1 protein-coding gene is annotated in these 1066 nt (G+C 37.3%); it reads left to right on the top strand.

From position 1 onward, the window contains the following. Positions 1–994 (top strand): tyrosine-type recombinase/integrase (locus tag C2U68_RS21005; protein WP_140914424.1); only part of this gene is annotated, 994 nt, incomplete at its 5' end. Between the last annotated feature and the right edge of the window lie 72 nt (positions 995–1066).

The raw sequence follows: 1066 nt of genomic DNA, 5'->3' as shown, positions 1-1066 counted from the left end.
AGGTGTTGATCCTTCCGAAGTTAGGAAAACAGCTAAAGTAGAATCTTCAAAAATACAAATTGAACAAGAAAGAATCAGCAACGGCTTGCCTCCTATAGATTCTTTTCAGCATGTTGCGGATGAATGGTTCGATAAAAAGATGCAGCACTTAGCTGAAGCCTACAAAATTAGGGTTTACAGCCAACTAAAAAGAGATGTGTTCCCTAAGATTGGCAATCAAAGGCTTTCGGATATAACGCCCCAGCAATTATTGAACATAGTTCATGACATTGAAAGAAGAGGTGCTATTGAATCTGCTCATAGAACCTTGAGAACGTGCAGCCAAGTATTTAGATATGGCATTGTTACAGGCCGAAAATGTACAGACGTTACAGTTTCATTGAAAGGAGCTTTATCTCCTGTAAAAAGCGGGCATTTTTCTGCTGTTACCGATATAAAAAAATTTAAAGAGCTATTAATATCAATTGAACATTTTTCAGGATCAAGAGTTGTAAGTGCGGCATTGAGAATTGCACCACATGTATTTGTTAGACCCGGAGAGTTGCGAACAGCTAAATGGTCAGATATTGATTTTGAATCAAGAGAATGGCGATATTTGGTTACAAAAACAAATACTCAGCACATAGTTCCGCTTTCAAATCAAGTTATTTCTATTTTAGAGTCCTTGAAACCATATACAGGGAATGGAGACTATGTTTTTCCGTCTTTAAGAACTCCTAAAGGTAACAAACCAATTTCAGATGTAACTCTGCTAGCTGCCTTAAGAAGATTAGGCTATGAAAAAACAGAGGTTACAGTGCACGGATTTCGCGCGACTGCTAGAACATTGCTAGATGAAGTTCTTAAATTCAGACCAGATTATATTGAACACCAATTAGCCCATAATGTAAGAGACCCATTAGGTAGGGCTTATAATAGAACAACTCATTTGACTGAAAGGAAAAACATGATGCAGGTTTGGTCCGATTATTTAACTAAGTTATTAACTGACTAAATTATATCTAAACCACACCTTTAGCCATTAAGCTGTTGTCGGATTACATCCTCGACAACAGCTTACCGGCTA

The organism is Methylomonas koyamae, assembly GCF_006483455.1.
In the GTDB taxonomy this organism is placed as follows: domain Bacteria; phylum Pseudomonadota; class Gammaproteobacteria; order Methylococcales; family Methylomonadaceae; genus Methylomonas; species Methylomonas koyamae_B.
Note: the sequence above shows the minus strand (reverse complement) of the source record. Positions and strands in the feature narration are given on the sequence as shown.